Annotated in this window: 21 protein-coding genes; all 21 read right to left on the bottom strand. The window is 33.5% G+C overall.

From position 1 onward, the window contains the following. Positions 1 to 51: 51 nt before the first annotated feature. Positions 52 to 909 (bottom strand): phage tail domain-containing protein, encoded by an 858-nt coding sequence (locus tag AC3WOM_RS04710; protein ID WP_492445284.1) that lies wholly within the window; start codon positions 907 to 909, stop codon positions 52 to 54. 13 nt (positions 910 to 922) lie between these two features. Then, positions 923 to 3670: a phage tail tape measure protein gene (locus tag AC3WOM_RS04705; protein ID WP_492445377.1), complete on the bottom strand. Its 2748-nt coding sequence runs from the start codon at positions 3668 to 3670 to the stop codon at positions 923 to 925. A 5-nt stretch (positions 3671 to 3675) separates the two neighbouring features. Beyond that, complete coding sequence (locus AC3WOM_RS04700) at positions 3676 to 4029, bottom strand: hypothetical protein (RefSeq protein ID WP_492445282.1); 354 nt, start codon at positions 4027 to 4029, stop codon at positions 3676 to 3678. A gap of 23 nt (positions 4030 to 4052) precedes the next feature. Further along, complete coding sequence (locus AC3WOM_RS04695; RefSeq protein WP_492445280.1) at positions 4053 to 4391, bottom strand: hypothetical protein; 339 nt, start codon at positions 4389 to 4391, stop codon at positions 4053 to 4055. Positions 4392 to 4454: 63 nt separating this feature from the next. Continuing rightward, a complete protein-coding gene (locus AC3WOM_RS04690; protein WP_492445278.1) occupies positions 4455 to 5051 on the bottom strand; it encodes a hypothetical protein in 597 nt (198 codons plus the stop codon). 21 nt (positions 5052 to 5072) lie between these two features. Further along, positions 5073 to 5459 carry a hypothetical protein gene (locus tag AC3WOM_RS04685; protein WP_492445276.1) on the bottom strand — a complete coding sequence of 129 codons (387 nt, stop codon included), beginning with the start codon at positions 5457 to 5459 and terminating at the stop codon, positions 5073 to 5075. Positions 5460 to 5463: 4 nt separating this feature from the next. After that, complete coding sequence (locus AC3WOM_RS04680) at positions 5464 to 5805, bottom strand: HK97-gp10 family putative phage morphogenesis protein (protein WP_492445275.1); 342 nt, start codon at positions 5803 to 5805, stop codon at positions 5464 to 5466. Beyond that, positions 5802 to 6227 carry a hypothetical protein gene (locus AC3WOM_RS04675; protein ID WP_492445273.1) on the bottom strand — a complete coding sequence of 142 codons (426 nt, stop codon included), beginning with the start codon at positions 6225 to 6227 and terminating at the stop codon, positions 5802 to 5804. The genes AC3WOM_RS04680 and AC3WOM_RS04675 overlap by 4 nt, the downstream gene beginning before the upstream one ends. Positions 6228 to 6242: 15 nt before the next feature. Then, a complete protein-coding gene (locus tag AC3WOM_RS04670; protein WP_492445271.1) occupies positions 6243 to 6566 on the bottom strand; it encodes a hypothetical protein in 324 nt (107 codons plus the stop codon). A gap of 6 nt (positions 6567 to 6572) precedes the next feature. Then, positions 6573 to 6920: a phage head-tail connector protein gene (locus AC3WOM_RS04665; protein ID WP_492445269.1), complete on the bottom strand. Its 348-nt coding sequence runs from the start codon at positions 6918 to 6920 to the stop codon at positions 6573 to 6575. After that, entirely contained in the window at positions 6920 to 7054 is a 135-nt protein-coding gene (locus AC3WOM_RS04660; RefSeq protein ID WP_492445267.1) for a hypothetical protein, read from the bottom strand. Before AC3WOM_RS04660 ends, AC3WOM_RS04665 begins: the two co-directional genes overlap by 1 nt. Before the next feature lie 105 nt (positions 7055 to 7159). Then, positions 7160 to 7963 (bottom strand): N4-gp56 family major capsid protein, encoded by an 804-nt coding sequence (locus tag AC3WOM_RS04655; protein ID WP_492445265.1) that lies wholly within the window; start codon positions 7961 to 7963, stop codon positions 7160 to 7162. A gap of 117 nt (positions 7964 to 8080) precedes the next feature. After that, on the bottom strand, positions 8081 to 8701 hold the full coding sequence (locus AC3WOM_RS04650) for a hypothetical protein (RefSeq protein ID WP_492445263.1): 621 nt from the start codon (positions 8699 to 8701) through the stop codon (positions 8081 to 8083). 62 nt (positions 8702 to 8763) lie between these two features. Then, on the bottom strand, positions 8764 to 9681 hold the full coding sequence (locus tag AC3WOM_RS04645; protein WP_492445261.1) for a phage minor head protein: 918 nt from the start codon (positions 9679 to 9681) through the stop codon (positions 8764 to 8766). Beyond that, positions 9668 to 11131, bottom strand: a complete 1464-nt coding sequence (locus AC3WOM_RS04640; RefSeq protein ID WP_492445259.1) for a phage portal protein — start codon at positions 11129 to 11131, stop codon at positions 9668 to 9670. Before AC3WOM_RS04640 ends, AC3WOM_RS04645 begins: the two co-directional genes overlap by 14 nt. A gap of 17 nt (positions 11132 to 11148) precedes the next feature. Then, the gene (gene terL / locus AC3WOM_RS04635; RefSeq protein WP_492445257.1) at positions 11149 to 12435 is read right to left on the bottom strand and encodes a phage terminase large subunit; all 1287 of its coding nucleotides are present in this window, start codon (positions 12433 to 12435) and stop codon (positions 11149 to 11151) included. Positions 12436 to 12681: 246 nt separating this feature from the next. After that, positions 12682 to 13317, bottom strand: a complete 636-nt coding sequence (locus AC3WOM_RS04630) for a recombinase family protein (RefSeq protein ID WP_492445255.1) — start codon at positions 13315 to 13317, stop codon at positions 12682 to 12684. Between the two features lie 183 nt (positions 13318 to 13500). Next, positions 13501 to 13968 (bottom strand): terminase small subunit, encoded by a 468-nt coding sequence (locus AC3WOM_RS04625; RefSeq protein WP_492445253.1) that lies wholly within the window; start codon positions 13966 to 13968, stop codon positions 13501 to 13503. Positions 13969 to 14117: 149 nt separating this feature from the next. Next, a complete protein-coding gene (locus AC3WOM_RS04620; protein ID WP_492445251.1) occupies positions 14118 to 14261 on the bottom strand; it encodes a hypothetical protein in 144 nt (47 codons plus the stop codon). A 1-nt stretch (position 14262) separates the two neighbouring features. After that, the gene (locus AC3WOM_RS04615; RefSeq protein WP_492445249.1) at positions 14263 to 14475 is read right to left on the bottom strand and encodes a hypothetical protein; all 213 of its coding nucleotides are present in this window, start codon (positions 14473 to 14475) and stop codon (positions 14263 to 14265) included. Further along, positions 14476 to 14736: a hypothetical protein gene (locus AC3WOM_RS04610; protein ID WP_492445247.1), complete on the bottom strand. Its 261-nt coding sequence runs from the start codon at positions 14734 to 14736 to the stop codon at positions 14476 to 14478.

Here is a 14736-nt window from a genome sequence, read left to right as displayed (position 1 = left end):
CGAATATGTTTACATATACTTAAACGTATACATAATACTTAATAATTCTACTTATACACCTAAGTAATTAGTTTCCCATTTAATTTTAACTAATCCTTTTACAGAATCGGATTCAGCAGTAAACTGTATAATATTGCTTCCTTTTTCAAGATGTATATATGTTGAACAATCAAATGATATTAAACCATATCCATTTTTATTTTCACCTTTAGTGTTAATAATACTTATCTCTTTTTGTCCTGTTGTTGAATTGATGATTAACTTTTCATTACTATTCAATTTCTTTTTGAATTCAATCCATTCACCGTTTGTTTTATTAATAAACTTTACGTTTTTAACTCCACCTTCAAATTCCAATATTAACGGTGTGCGTTCATTCCCTTTATTGATAAATGTTTGAGTATCAGTATGGAATCCCATTTGAGAGGTGGACGTTTGAGGGAATCTAAATAAAGATTGAAAAGGAGTCGTAAACGTATGTTCATATAATTCTAGATCATGCCAAAACGGATTATGAGAAACCATATTAATAATAAAATTAACTGAATTCCCTATGTAATCACTGAAGATGGGAAGTTCTTCAGCAATAGCGTATACAAATTTAATACCTGCCCCTGCATCGTATGTAAGCTTCCCATCCTTTAAAGATGGATTAAATATTTCACTCAATTTCTCTTTATGTAAGGCTAATTCACTTCTATTGGCACCGATTAATGAACCACGCAAAACCATATATCTAGGATTAAGTGTAGATGATGTGCGTTGTGATCCATGAGTCAAAGGGATATCCGATGTACGATGATTAGCTGATACGCTACCAGTACCTTCAATTCCACTTAAAATGAATGGTGAATGAATATTAAAATCAATTACTTCATTCAATTCATTTGTAAATGTTACAAGTTGCAATTATCTCACTCCCTTACCAAGCAAATCCTAGTTGTTCTAGCGATTTCTTTGTTAGTCTTACAATCTCTACTTCATTTGGTTGCTTATTCACATAGAAATTTTGTTCTATATTGACGTTGCCTTTACCTTTTTGACCCATTACATCAGTTACAGCTTCTTTAACATATCCAGTTAATGTGTCAATCGGTGCAACTGCTTCTGCTCCTGCTTCCCCTACTCCTTGTAGACCTTGGTTGGCTGTATTAAAGATAGTAGGACTATTAAATATCGCACCCTTCTTATTCCATTTGATGGATGGCATATCTATTTCTTTACCGAAAATAGTCTTTTTAGTAGTTCCTAGTTCAATTTTAGGTAGCTTAGGTAATTTGATTTCTGGTAGCTTCAACTCTAAACCAGTGAAGAAACCTTTAATTTTATCAATTCCATCACCAACCCATTTAACTGCACCATCGATACTATCTGTAATTGAATCGGAAATATCACCCCACCATTTATCAGCAGACTTCCACATATTCTCCCATTCTGTACCTACATCATTTTTGAAAACTTGCCACTTACTAAGGACTTCACCAGTTTCCCAATCAACCTGTTCAACATGCTCACCGGCTTGAGTTTTCGCTTCACCGACAACTTTTTCATGCATCTCTTCAGCATTTCTAATCGATTCATCACGCTTAAATTTAGCATCATCAATGACTTTCTGTGCTTCTTCAGCAGACATAGCTCCTGTCTCATCTCTTTGACGAATTGCCCATTCAACAGTTTTGTCATACTGTTCATTAGCTTCTTTTACAACTTCATCTTTTTGTTTTAATGAATTTTGAACGACTTCTGAAGCTTGCTCTGCTGTAATCTTAGATGCTTCATTTTTAAGATTCTCAAGAATAACTCTTTGCTCTGCTTCACTTTCAGTCATATGCTTAATAGCGTTATTCTTCATAGTCTCTTGAATCATATTAATTTCTGATTGTTCATTTTCCGTAATAGCTCTATTTTCTGCTGAGGCATTAGCAAATATTTCTTTAATTCTATCTGTACCTGCTTTAGTAGCTTTTTCACGTTCCGCATGATGAGCCTGAGCACGTTGAATGATAGCTTGCTCCTCTGCTTGACTTAATGCAGATGTATCAGCAAAGTGTTGTTTCATTGTTTCTATCTCAGCATCATGATCAGCTTTCATTTCATTTAAAACTTGATTGCCCATCTGACTATATATTTCAGTCATCTTAGTAGCCATATCTTTAGTAATGGCTTGACCAGACCAAGATAGTTGATTCAATGAAGTAGTTGCTTTATCCGATAAATCCATAAAGCTACCTAATGCTTTTGCAGTTGATTCAGAAACTTTATCTTTCCATGATTCTATTTCAATTGAAGATCCACTCAACTCTTTAGTAATTGCATAGACACCAACACCTAATCCTGCTAATGCGGCAATAGTTAACCCTACGGGACCCGTTAAGACAGCTAATGCACCTGCGAATATCCCTGCTCCTGCACCTGCTCCTGCGAATAGTGGGATTATCGAACCGATTGCTCCAATTACAGGAGATAAAACAAGTAATAATCCACCTAATGCACCGACAACTGCACCTACTGTTACAACTGTCTTCTGCGTTTCTGGTGACATGCCCGACATAAAACTAGTTAGTTTTTCTATCCCAGATGAAACATACGGCAATATCTGCATACCTAATTTCATCATCTCAGTTGCTAATGGCACTAAAGAGTCTTTCATTGTATTCCACGCTGAAGCCATTTGTTGTGCAGGTGTCTGTGAAATAGTATCAGTTAGTGCTTGCGCTTTACCTGTTGTATCACCTATTGAGTCACCTGCACTTCGCATAGCTTCCATTACCTTTTTACCTACGTCCTCTGATTGAGTACCGTAAAGAGCAGTAGTGATGGCAGTACGTTCAGTTTCACTTTTTAGACCTCCAATTGCCATATTGACCATTGAATATGCCTTTGATGCACCTTCTCCGCCACTGTTAATCATGTCCATAATTTCTTGAGAATTTAATCCTAGTGCTTTGATGGCATCAGCTTCACCTTTACCCATATCCGATAAACGCAGGAAATTTTCCTTAATAGCATCCCCAATTTTATCTAGTTGGAAAGCTCCATTATCCATCCCTGCAACCATGACATTTAGCATATCATCAGCACTTAAATTCATATTATCAAAGTAGATTGAATATTCAGCGAGAGAGTCAATAAATTCACCAGAATAGTTCAATCCTTTTTGGAAACCTACTGTGACTTTATCCATTGCTTCTTCGGCAGTTATCCCAAAAACTTTCATAAGCGTATCTGCACCACGAGCAACTTGACTACTATCTTCATCAAAGGTTTTCGCAATAGACGTGGCTTGTTGAGTGATCTTTGATAAATCAGCATCATTTAATTGCGACATCTGTTGTTTTACTGCTAAAACGGCATCAGATGCTTCTTCCATCGATCCTGTAAATCCTGCTTTCCAAACCGCACGTGCTTGGTCTGCTACTACCTTTGTTTCTTCTGCTGTTGCACCTAATGTAGCTTGAATCTTGCGGTTGGCATTATCAGCGTCTGACGCTATAGAATACATTGCAGTACCAATTGCACCTACTCCTAACGCAACTGCACCACCAACTAAAGCCATACTTTTACCCACTGATTTAAATTTATCCCCTGCCTGTTGCGCATGATTCTGCAACTCGTTTAAAGAGTTCCTAGCTTCCTCATCTTGAAGTACAACAGACATAAATAGGCTCATTAAATTCAATTAATTTTCACCTCAACTTGGTGTACCTTTCCAATATCCATACTCAAAATACTTCTAGCGTCCTGTAACAGTTCTTCTTCAGTCTTATTGCTGTATTGAATACTATTGTCAGTCTTACTACTATTTGTATTTGAATTATTGGAAGGATTAGCATAAATTTTTCTTTTATATTCGTTAAATGAGATGTAACTTTCATTAGACATATGAGGTACTAAGTTAGTCCATAAATGATAAAGTCTATCGTCATCTTTTTCTTCATTTGCTTTTTCGTAGTATATAAAAACCTCACGAACACTACCTTTTATAATTCTGTCAGCATTACTACCATAAGTTTTGAACAGTACATGCATGACATCATATTTGTTAGGTAACTCTATTCGGTTGGTTTTTGTGTAAAAACCGTAGACAGGGACTCATTAAAGTTAGCGTCTTTTAGCAAGTCATTAAAAACATCGATAATAAATTTGATTCCTTTTTTCTTAGTATCATCTACTGATAATCCAGTTAAATCAGCAATCAAACTTAATATTTCATTTTTAGCTTTATGAAATTTGCGTAAAAGAGTATTAACTAAAAGAGTCTTAACTGCTTCAGCATCCATTCCTTCTGTTTCCTTTGGATTAAAGTTAATATCTAATTTGTCGTAAATTTCCGATAAGGTAAAGAAATCCTCTAATTCAAATCCACGTACAGTTACTTTATTTTCAGCCATAATAATTCCTCTTTTCATATTTATTTAATTTAAAAAAGCCTAGAGGTTATCTAGGCATGATAGTTAAGGTGTTACTGTTTTTTCTTTTGGATAGTAAATTTTATATGGTTGAGTACCATTTAAAACTTGTTGCTCTGAATAGTGCCCAGTGAAATTAAGTGCTAATACTACTTCACCTTTATTAGTCGTTTTGATAGAAACTGGATCTAATTGAAGAACGTTTTCGATTACGATAATTACAGGTTTATTTTCACCAGTAGTTCCTAATCGACCTACGAAAGCAATGTTATCCAGATACTCTTCTAATTTAATTGAGTCGTTACCTGTTAGAATGTCATAAGCTTCATCTGAAGTCGTATCTAAATTACTTCCTGCGATTGCCATAGCTAAATTACGAGCAGTGATTTCAAGTAAATTTACTTTCAATTTTGGATTTGCTGATTCGAGTACGTTTAAACCCTTTGCTCTACCTTTTACGCCATCAACTGCAATTTGTCGGATTTCTGATTCAATCGTAAATTCATTACCGCCCTGTGTACCACCTAACTCCGTACCTGTGAATTCACCGTTTTCTAATTTTAAATTCAAATAAATAGCTCCTGCATCTAACATGATACGATCAACAATTTTATCTGAATAATTACGTGTATTTAATGTCATTTATGTATGTCCTCCAATTCGTTAATAGCGATTGTACGCTTTAACGTAATATTTTAATTTTCTGTGTTGTATTTTTTTGTCTTCGTCTGGAACACGTATACGATTCATTTGATTAATTACATAGCCATGCTCTAAATCATTGTCACGCAAATATTTCAACCTATTTTCAACCTCATCAGCGATTACTTCAGTATCGTAAAATACGTCACCATTGATCATTTTTGTCTTATTCCATACGTCAACATCGAGAAATAACTCATCCTTCAGATAATCCAACTCGTTTTGAGTTGTAAAATCTATAATTATGTATGGATACTTAGCACTTGTAGGCGCTTGAACAATGTAGACAGGTGCAATATCTGATAACTTATCCATAATGAAATCATATTTAGATACCATACTACCCATTTAATCAACCTCCCTCGTAAATACTCATAGCTATTTGTTTTAGCTTTTGAGTGTTTCCTTGGAGTGCAGGTGCTAAAAATGGTTGTGCTTCCATTTTTGAAGTACCTAGTTCAACATGAGGTGCATATGGTGCTAATTCTTTATTGCATCCAATATCAACTTTACTTTCTGGAAGATCAACATGATACTGAATTGATCTTCTCAGGTCGCCTGTATCAACTGGTGTACGAACTTTAGCTTCAGATGTACCGAACTGACCAAATGCTTCAAGACATGTCTCTTTCTTGTTGCTTAATTCACCAAGAATGGTATCTAAATTATTCTCGATTCTGATTGTAATGCTCATAAAGTTTCACCGATATCAAGGTTCATTGTGTAGGTTAATATGTCTGAAGCCGTTGCTATATCGACAATAGTATCTAGGTTTTTCTTGATTCGAGCATTCTTATCATGTGAATTTGTATTAATCAATTCGACTGTAGCAATCTTAGTAGGAATCGTTAATTCACTACCTAGCACTTGAACACGTAAAATCATGTTAGGATTAGTCTGCACATTGATAAATCCTGTGATTGGTTTACCGTTTAAGTCTGTACCAATTACTACTTCAGTTCTTGTTGTCGTATGCATCCATTTAATTCTTGTACCGTTGGGGATCGGCTTAGAATAGACTTCCTCACCCAAATCATTTAAGAGCCGTACCCTGTTCCAGTTTTCAACTACATATTGCCGAAAATCTATATATGCCAAATCTTGTAGTTCTGACAATTCATCACCTTCTTATCATTCCTCAATTGCTTTATCTGGAAGGAATTTTAATTCAACTTCAAGATGATGATTTCTATTCATGGGATTATCTACGAATACAACCTCATAAACACGTTTATTATTTTGATTGCATGTAACATAATCACCAATTTGAATATCGACTACACCACAAATTAAAATGTGTGTAGATTCCTCAACCATCTTCATAGTTTTCAAACTAACTCCACCAGACAACAAATCAATTACTCCACTTGTTGGACAACTTTTATTGAACTCATAACGAGGTCTACCACTAACCACCGTTTCTGTAGCACGATAAATTTCTATTAAATCATTCATCTTTAATTACCGTAATGGAATAAAGTTAATGGATTTTCCAGAACTATTACTGTCCACTACATAAGGTTCAAGAAGTGATAATAAATACTTTGGAATTTCATCAGAATATGTACTTGATTCTCTTGATAAACTGTAGCTTTTTAGACCTGCATTTAGCATGAAATATTCAATGAATTTAGAAACAACAAAAGCTATTCCTTCATCTAAATTGAATAAATCTAACTCTAAACTGGTCTTCTTTTCTACAAATTTAACTGTGGCAGGAATAAGCATACTAATCTGTTCATCTTTCTCGTTGCCTTTTATGTTTAAAAAGGATTTAACGGATTCTTTAGTAAATAAAGTATCTGTCATTACTTATCACCCTTTTCAGTTTTCTTAACCTGTTTTGGTGTTTCAGTAATTTTTTTAGTAGTACTTGTTTGATTCTTTGAATCTTCTACTTTTACATCTTCAATTTTTGTTTTACGATGTCTATTTAATAACATAAATACACCTCCATGTTAATATTAAATAGAAGGGATACGAATACCCCTTCTATTACTTTTTATGTATTACTATTTGTTTACATATATGCTTACGTAAACGTTTAATTATTTAGTTGTAATTAATTTAACTGCTTTTGATTCATTTTTAAGTGCTACTACATAATGCTGATTAGCAACAAGTACATCTGTGCCAGAAAGGATGTCACGATCTTTCTCTACATTTGCGTCACGTTTAAGGTAAATTCCTAAAGCACCTTCTTTGATAATAAAGTTAGTGTAATTAGTTCCGTCAAAAGGCACTTTATTTGATGTAACTACTTGCGCTCCTGCAATCTCTCCAATTACACCAGTCATAAACGCTTTTTCTACACCTTTGATATATTCTGGACTTTTGCGAATGATTGTCTTTTGATTTGGGTGAATGAATAATACTTTTACTTCATCATCTTCTTCGCCAAATTTGTCAATTGCATCAACAATTGCATCATATGAAATTTGCGTACTTGCGGTATGTTCTAAAGTTGCATTTTTAAGAGCAGTTACACAGTCAGAGTCCACTTTATCTGCAAGTGATTTTTCTAATTGCGTATATGTTTCATCTACAGGATTACCGTGTGCTGAAAGCATTGCTTCATCTGTCAATTCTACTGCCTTAACTGCCTTTTTAACTTTTACCTCTTTTGAATCAGTAGTTAGTTTTGTAGGTGTAGCAGCTACACCTTCTGCAACGTCTTCAGCTTCACCGATGTATACGAATGAAGGAATTGTAATAGTATCCCCTGCATTGTTTACTAAAGTTTGGTCAACTGTTGCAAAAGGTGCGAACTTTAATTTAGATGGTAATTCAGCCGATAACATGTCAGCCATTACCTGTGGATTAATTTGATCTGCTAATTTTGTTTGTGTCATATTGAATATGCACTCCATTTCTTTTTGTTTTTTAGTATTTTTATCTTTAATGTCTTAAAATCCAAAACAAGACAAAATAAAAAGGATAGGTAAATTACCTGTCCTAAAATTCTGTAATTATATATTTAGCTCGTTGTACAACTCTGGGTTTGAGTTATATAGCTCTGTACGCTCTTTTAAACCTAATGCTTTAAATTCTTCTTTAGTCATAGCACCGACCTTTTCCGAACCTTGCTTATGCTCAGTTCCTTTATTGCGGTACAGTTCACTTGCTTTAGCTGCTATAGCATTATCAATAATAAGCTTTAACGTTGATACTTTCTTTACAATTTCCTCTTCATTCTCACCATTAATTAATTCTGAGGCTTCTAATGGTAGTGATTGTTTAGCCAATTCAGTTTGAGCAATAAAACCTAACTTCTCTTGTTTGAGCAATTCATTCTCTTGTTTAATCTTCTCAATTTCATGTGCCTTTTGTTCTTCTTCAGACATCGTATCGAGCTTAAATTTCTCTAGTTCTTTATCTTTGTCTTTTAACTTCTTATTGTAATCATTAGTTAGTTTGTCTGTTTCAGACTGAATCATTTTTTGAACATCTTCCATAGTAAGCGCTTTGGTTTCTTGTTCCTTTTCATCAGTAGTATCCGTACTTGTTTCGGTATTTGTTTCAGTAGTTTGTGTTTCTTCTGCAAAAAATTGTAAGTCTAAATCTAGTAAATTTTTAAATGGTTTTTTCATATTAATAATTACTCCTTTTTATTTACATATTTGTAATACTATATTGTTTACGTTTACGTATACTATTTCAAATTCTGTTTCCATTTATCAAAATTAGTATACGTAATTATTTCACCTTTATTTTGAGCATCCCTTGCTCTACGCACTTCTGGTTCTAATCCTTTAAAGATAGCAAGAGTTGTACATCTACAACCCATATCTTCTTTTGGATCGCCAAACTTCTTTGGTGCTTGTGCTTTACGACCACTTTTTGAAATAAAATAATCATCAATTCCAACAGTTTGACCATCTAAATGTTGATGCGTTTTTCTGGTCTTACTATCTAAAGTTGAGAGCCATCTTTTTTCCATGATGACACCTTTATCTCTAGCATCTTGCATGACCTTTAAATTAGCATCTTCACTCGCTCGATGTGTCTCTTCTTGTACAATTTGTAACGCTTTATTTTTACCAACATTTACACGCTCTTTAACATTGTCTATTGTCGTTTTGTAATCGTCACCTTGAATAAGAGCAGTCCTAATTGTATTTTTTACGCTTTTAATTAGAACATTATTATCATCATTAATAGACTCATTCCACTTAGTAGCTAACAAATCATTATAGACAAATGAATTAACCACCTGTGGCGAAAGTAATGTAAAGATACTCATAGTTGCTACTGCTTCAATCGCAAAGCCTCTATAATAATACGATTCAGTAAATGTATTTGTTATAGCTTCTTTTGTAATTGTTTCCTGTTGCCTTGAAAGTACCTTAATACGTTCTACAAATGCATCCTCTAATGATTTCAAATAACCAAACTTCTCTACAGCTTCTATAGTTACAGAACCGTCTTCACCATAGTCTTCATACATTTTGGAAATTTGTTGACGTAACGCATCCAATTCATTCAGATACAACTCAGCTATTCTACGCTCATTTTCATTTTGAATGGTACGGATCATTTTGATAAATTCTTTATACCTACTTTGATTCATCTGCATTACCTTCTTCTAAATTTCCAACATTATATAATTCCTCTACTGGTGTATTGGGATTAGTTAGTTGAACATAAGATGCTTGCTCTTCTCTTTCTAATTCCAGTAATTCATATTCAGGATCATCAACAGATGTCATCATATTTAAGATTGTACGATGAGACACTATTCCTTTTAACTTTTGTGCAAATCCTGCTTCGTAATCGATATCAGGAGGCACGTTCCGTTTAAATTTAAAGAAGATATCAAGATAGTCAATATTGATATTAATTTTATTCCACGCACTAGTAACAATTTTAAATTGTTCTGTTAGGGAACGTTTGAATTTAGCTTCTAAAGAAATACACTTATCATTTAAGTTCTGCAATTTGTATTTCAATGCGATACCACTAAGGTTTCCAAACTTCTCATCATTAAAATTTACACTTTGTGAAAATTGGAAAATGTTATCTTCTACCCTATCCAAGAATGAATCACCAAACTCTGGACTTAATGTTTTTGTTAGGAACTTAACAGTATCTTCTTTACCTAAGTCTAATGCACCTAACTCTTTCATCTTCTTAACAGTATCTTCGTTAAGTGTTTTTTCAGAGTTAAATAATAATAAAGACAATGCGAATCCATTCAATTCATTATTGTTATTCGATACTACTCCATCATACGAATCAATAAGAGAAAATACCTTTTCCCCATCAGACATGGATTCTTCGTTATTTTGGAAATATACGAATGGACAGAAATTAAACACATGCTCTTCTGGATTAACCATATATTCTTGATTCAATACGAATCGCTTTTTACTCTTATGTTTCTTATCAGCATTTTCAATAAAGTATGTAATTCCAAATTCGTCATAAAACTCTACGTATGTAACTAATTCATCATCATCGTTGTAATCCTTAAAGAATCGTAAAGCATATTCAACTTCTTTATGCTCATTGAGAAGCACAATTACTTCATTCATTTTAAGGTTTACAACCCTTGTATAGCCTTGTTTATCGGTATAATACTTGCGTACACCATCACCTGCAATAGCTAAGATTTTAGTCATTTCACTGTCTAAATCATGCATGTTATTACGTAGTAAAAAATCAGAAAGAATATTACTATGTGCTTTATGCTTCATTTTAGCCATTTCTGAAATGTCTTTCACACCTTCACTGTATGAATTCTTATCAATACTGTAGTTTACAGGTATCCCCGAGAAATATCCGACTTTCGAATTAACTATTAATGAAAAGAAATCATTTGCAAGCTTCTCATTTGAAAATGAATATTCTGGTAGCTTACGCTTCTTAATTGGAACTTCGCCCTGATACCTATTGAAGAGATTATCGACTTCTGTAATTCTTTTTTTATGATCGTGTAATAACTCATCAATCATTTCAGAATTGATTGGGATGCCTTTTCTAAGCTTCCTTAAAATTTTATTTTGAATCCTTGTATTCAATTGTTCACCTTCTTTTTTTAATATGAAAATATTGATTTAATAGCTGTAATTGGTTTGCTTGTGTTGTCAATTAGTTCGACCAACCCAGTAATACAATCGGCTGAATCGTCATAGCGATTCTTCTTCATGTCAGATTGAAAAGTAATAATTGATAAATAAAATTCACTCCACCGACTATTCCAATTTGAAGGGAAATAAACCAATCGCTCAACTGTGCTACTCATAGATAAAATACGAGATGATTTGTTTTTAGACTGGTGGAATGTTTTTATATTGATAAAATTATTATTCTTTTCTTCACGTAAAATTCGTGTTACCGAACGAGCGTATCCTTCTCCGCCATTATTTGACTCAATAGTTACATCATTTACTTTATTGTCATGAAGCATATCTGCTAATTTCTTTTCAGTAATAGACATACCGTCTTTCGTGTAAAGTACATCTAATACGTACAGCTCTTTCTCATATAACCCTGCGATAATTGAACATAAAAAATCATTTCCTTTATCGGCTGTATCTGTGTAGCAAATAATTTTTTCGAATATAGGTACACCATTTTCATTACGTGGAATACGTGAATAGGTTTTAAAGTCACCATATAGTCTTCCGAACGAATCAAGGGGGATTTGTAGCCAGTTGGCTGAGAAGATAAGAGGGGATTGTGTTTCTCTTAAATCAACATAAGTTTCCCAATTACAATTTTCATCACACAACATTTCTTTTGTTTCTTCATTTAAACAGGCAGGCATTGTAAGAACGTACCAATCGTCGGGTTTCTTTTCGATTAAGCGACCACATACATCGTTGGTTGCCCACCTAGTCGAAATCATAATCGTTAGTCCCCCTTGAAGCTTACGAGAATAAAAAGTATTAACGTACCAGTTATAAAGTTTCTCTAGTTCTTTTTCGTTGAATGCTACTTCTGCTGATTTAATGAGATCATCGATAATGTGAATATTTCCTCTTTTACCTGTTGAAGATCCGTTTGGAGAAGTAGCGACAAAGTTCATATAATTCCCTTCTAATGCCCAATCAGATGAACGATTGCTACCCTTCTTAAATTTCACATTATCGAATATGTCATTGAATCCTATTCCTAATCCATCTTCTGATTTATTAATAAATTCACGAACATGATTAGAAAACTCTGATGCAAAATCCTCATTATACGATGCAACCATAAATTGATTCTTTACATCTTTAGCTAATGCCCATGATGTAAATAACTTTGCAATAAAGCTTTTACCGAATGAAGGAGGTAGGTTAATGGATATATTTTTATAAGGCTCACCATTCTCTTTCAATAACTTACCTTCATAAATATTCTGCAACGTATTACACAATTTAATGGTGTATGCTTCCCTTCCTTTGGTGAAAAATTCTGGGAACATTACTTTACAAAAGGTATAGAATGATTCCTGAGCTTCCTTAATTTTGATAATCCTATTCAGCTTGATTTTGTCTAATTCAATTTGCTTTAATTCTTCCTCTGTCATTTTCTTCAGTTAATATTCACCTCAATACACACAAAATAAAAAAGCCATATCGGTTTAGATAGGCTTTAAAGTTTCTTCATATTCTTTTACTATTTTATAAAACGTTGTCTTTGTCATTTCCAATTCAGTAAACGTCTGTACGGCTGTTTTATTACCTTGTTTCCATTCATTGTAATGTTGGATAAAGGATTCACGCTCAACGTCTGACATTGTACTGTACGACTTCTTAGGTCTACCAAACTTAGTACCACGTTTCATTGCCGACTCAATACCTTCTACTTGTCTGGTTTTAATACGTGTTCTTTCATCCTCTGCTATCCATGACAGAACTTGTAAAACTAAATCAGCAACAAATGATCCGACTGAATCTTTATACTTTCTTGTGTCTAATAAAGGCATATCCAGTACCACAATATCAGCACCCTTAACCTTAGTAATGTAATGCCATTCTTCCATGATACCGTCTTTATTGCGTCCTAAACGGTCTAGCGAGTGAATAAAAAGCGTATCACCTTCACGAATGTCATACTTTAATGCTTGCCATGCAGGACGGTCAAAGTCTTTACCACTTGCTTTATCAATTTTTATATCACGCTCATCTATTCCTAATTCTAACAATGAATCTAATTGTCTAGCTTCATTTTGATCTTTAAACGATACACGTATATATCCATAGTTACGCACTCCCATACCTAATCCCTCCAACTGGTTTAATTGTTAGATTAAGTATATCAATAGAGTTCGTAAAAGTCAATGTATATATACGAACGTTCATATTGATTATAAACACTTTTACGAACAAAATAATCAACGTAGAATTAAGGATAACGAGTCTATCAAAAAGCGTTCCAGAAAGTATACTTTTATGAACTGCTATTGTTCAATATCTAAGCCGTATTGTTGACGATATGCTTTTAATTCATCTAATGACATATCCTTTGTACGTTCTGCTAATTCATCCATTGTATGATGAACCTCTTGCTTACTTGGTGCATTCCATCCAGTCATATTGTTTAGAATCTTAATAGCTTCCATCTGTTGCCCTACTGGATGCTCACCACCGAATGCAATCTGAGTAAGTTTATTAATAACGTCCTCACGATTAACTTCAAAATGATTAGATGCTAATTGCTGAAGAATGCTTATGTATTTTTTAATCTTATCATCCTTTAAGAGTCGGCTCGCTTGGCTATAACTTGACTTCTCACTATACCCTGCTAATTTAGCCGATAATGTACCATTTCCACCACTTTTATGATACTCTTCAGCAAATTTAATATGGTTAGGTTTCATTTTATCCCTTAGCATATCTAACTCTAATCGTAACTCTTTTTCTTCCATTATGTATCACCGCCTTAACACTTTTTCAACATATTATTTATCTGTATTTACTTCACCAACAACCTGTACGATTCCATATTTATCAACTGTATACTTCATATCCTCACCCCTTTATGCATAATAAAAAGGCATTGCATAAGCAACACCCTTTAATGTTTTAATGATATCCCTATAGGTTTTGAGGAAATCACTATACCTTTAGAATTTTTAGTAATGATTGAATCACCTTGTCTTTCAACTGTAAATAAAATTACACCATGATATTCAAATTCAATTGCTTGACCAAAATTCATACTATGCTCTCTCCCTCATTACCTTAATCATCTCTGGAAAGCTAAGTCCAGATTCCTTAAAATAACTGCTGTATTCCATTAAATCTTCTAACATAGTCCCTTTACGATTCAATCCAATTTCAGAAGCTTTGTTAAGTCCTTCAAATACTTCTGTTTCTTCAATATCAAAAACCTCTACAATATAATCCACAACATTACTCGCTGTATATTTCATTCAATAATTCACCTTCTCAAATTTGATTTCATCACCTGTTATCGATACTTTGTATTCGTTAGGTTGACATCCTTCTTCTACCACGTCAAATAATGGTGAAATAGCATGATATTCAAAATGATTGTTATAAAAATGATGAGTACATTCCACTACAACTACATTGTTCAATATTCGATTCACAATATCATAATTATCAAATAATAATTTGTTTGAAATATAAAACTTCCCAATACGTTTATTTAAATTTATATAGTTATTCAT

It is taken from the genome of Lysinibacillus sp. FW301-JW8, from assembly GCF_058788755.1.
The sequence above is the reverse complement of the archived record's forward strand: the minus strand, read 5'-3'. Positions and strand labels throughout refer to the sequence as shown.